This window comes from Streptococcus sp. OMI750 (assembly GCF_047463895.1).
Classification (GTDB): domain Bacteria; phylum Bacillota; class Bacilli; order Lactobacillales; family Streptococcaceae; genus Streptococcus.
On record NZ_JASHCZ010000012.1, the window covers coordinates 1 to 2,500 of the forward strand.

A 2,500-nucleotide genomic window follows, 5' to 3' on the forward strand; every position below is an offset into this window, starting at 1 on the left:
AACTTGAGTGCAGAAGGGGAGAGTGGAATTCCATGTGTAGCGGTGAAATGCGTAGATATATGGAGGAACACCGGTGGCGAAAGCGGCTCTCTGGTCTGTAACTGACGCTGAGGCTCGAAAGCGTGGGGAGCAAACAGGATTAGATACCCTGGTAGTCCACGCCGTAAACGATGAGTGCTAGGTGTTGGGTCCTTTCCGGGACTCAGTGCCGCAGCTAACGCATTAAGCACTCCGCCTGGGGAGTACGACCGCAAGGTTGAAACTCAAAGGAATTGACGGGGGCCCGCACAAGCGGTGGAGCATGTGGTTTAATTCGAAGCAACGCGAAGAACCTTACCAGGTCTTGACATCCCTCTGACCGCTCTAGAGATAGAGTTTTCCTTCGGGACAGAGGTGACAGGTGGTGCATGGTTGTCGTCAGCTCGTGTCGTGAGATGTTGGGTTAAGTCCCGCAACGAGCGCAACCCCTATTGTTAGTTGCCATCATTGAGTTGGGCACTCTAGCGAGACTGCCGGTAATAAACCGGAGGAAGGTGGGGATGACGTCAAATCATCATGCCCCTTATGACCTGGGCTACACACGTGCTACAATGGCTGGTACAACGAGTCGCAAGTCGGTGACGGCAAGCTAATCTCTTAAAGCCAGTCTCAGTTCGGATTGTAGGCTGCAACTCGCCTACATGAAGTCGGAATCGCTAGTAATCGCGGATCAGCACGCCGCGGTGAATACGTTCCCGGGCCTTGTACACACCGCCCGTCACACCACGAGAGTTTGTAACACCCGAAGTCGGTGAGGTAACCTTTTAGGAGCCAGCCGCCTAAGGTGGGATAGATGATTGGGGTGAAGTCGTAACAAGGTAGCCGTATCGGAAGGTGCGGCTGGATCACCTCCTTTCTAAGGAAATGGAAGCCTGTACGTTGGTCTTGTTTAGTTTTGAGAGGTCTTGTGGGGCCTTAGCTCAGCTGGGAGAGCGCCTGCTTTGCACGCAGGAGGTCAGCGGTTCGATCCCGCTAGGCTCCATTAACACTTAAGGGTGTTAATCTTGAACATTGAAAATTGAATATCTATATCAAATAGTAACAAGAAAATAAACCGAAACGCTGTAAATATTTAAAGAGTTTAGGTCGCAAGACCAAAAATAAGGTTAAGTTAATAAGGGCGCACGGTGGATGCCTTGGCACTAGAAGCCGAAGAAGGACGTGACAAACGACGAAATGCTTTGGGGAGCTGTAAGTAAGCGACGATCCAGAGATGTCCGAATGGGGGAACCCAACAGGTAATGCCTGTTACCCATATCTGTTAAGGATATGAGGAGGAAGACGCAGTGAACTGAAACATCTAAGTAGCTGCAGGAAGAGAAAGCAAAAGCGATTGCCTTAGTAGCGGCGAGCGAAACGGCAGGAGGGCAAACCGAAGAGTTTACTCTTCGGGGTTGTAGGACTGCAATGTGGACTTAAAGATTATAGAAGAATGACATGGGAAGGTCAGCCAAAGAGAGTAAGAGCCTCGTATTCGAAATAGTCTTTATACCTAGCAGTATCCTGAGTACGGCGAGACACGTGGAATCTCGTCGGAATCTGGGAGGACCATCTCCCAACCCTAAATACTCTCTAGTGACCGATAGTGAACCAGTACCGTGAGGGAAAGGTGAAAAGCACCCCGGGAGGGGAGTGAAATAGAACCTGAAACCGTGTGCCTACAACAAGTTCGAGCCCGTTAATGGGTGAGAGCGTGCCTTTTGTAGAATGAACCGGCGAGTTACGATATGATGCGAGGTTAAGTTGAAGAGACGGAGCCGTAGGGAAACCGAGTCTGAACAGGGCGCAATAGTATTATGTCGTAGACCCGAAACCATGTGACCTACCCATGAGCAGGTTGAAGGTGAGGTAAAACTCACTGGAGGACCGAACCAGGGCACGTTGAAAAGTGCTTGGATGACTTGTGGGTAGCGGAGAAATTCCAAACGAACTTGGAGATAGCTGGTTCTCTCCGAAATAGCTTTAGGGCTAGCGTCGACATTAAGATTCTTGGAGGTAGAGCACTGTTTGGGTGAGGGGTCCATCCCGGATTACCAATCTCAGATAAACTCCGAATGCCAATGAATTATGGTCGGCAGTCAGACTGCGAGTGCTAAGATCCGTAGTCGAAAGGGAAACAGCCCAGACCACCAGCTAAGGTCCCAAAATAATTGTTAAGTGGAAAAGGATGTGGGGTTGCACAGACAACTAGGATGTTAGCTTAGAAGCAGCTATTCATTCAAAGAGTGCGTAATAGCTCACTAGTCGAGTGACCCTGCGCCGAAAATGTACCGGGGCTAAAACAATTTACCGAAGCTGTGGATACCTTTATAGGTATGGTAGGAGAGCGTTCTATGTGTGGAGAAGGTATACCGTGAGGAGTGCTGGAACGCATAGAAGTGAGAATGCCGGTATGAGTAGCGAAAGACAGGTGAGAATCCTGTCCACCGTAAGACTAAGGTTTCCAGGGGAAGGCTCGTCC

General features: G+C 49.9%; 1 tRNA gene and 2 rRNA genes (1 of these 3 cut by a window edge). All 3 read left to right on the plus strand.

The annotated features are described in order from the left end of the window. Nucleotides 1–895: ribosomal RNA gene (locus QM830_RS10840) — 16S ribosomal RNA — on the plus strand; the annotation flags it as partial. A gap of 53 nt (nucleotides 896–948) precedes the next feature. After that, nucleotides 949–1,021: transfer RNA gene (locus QM830_RS10845), tRNA-Ala, on the plus strand. A 122-nt stretch (nucleotides 1,022–1,143) separates the two neighbouring features. Continuing rightward, nucleotides 1,144–2,500, plus strand: a 23S ribosomal RNA gene (locus tag QM830_RS10850); it runs 1,545 nt beyond the window's last position.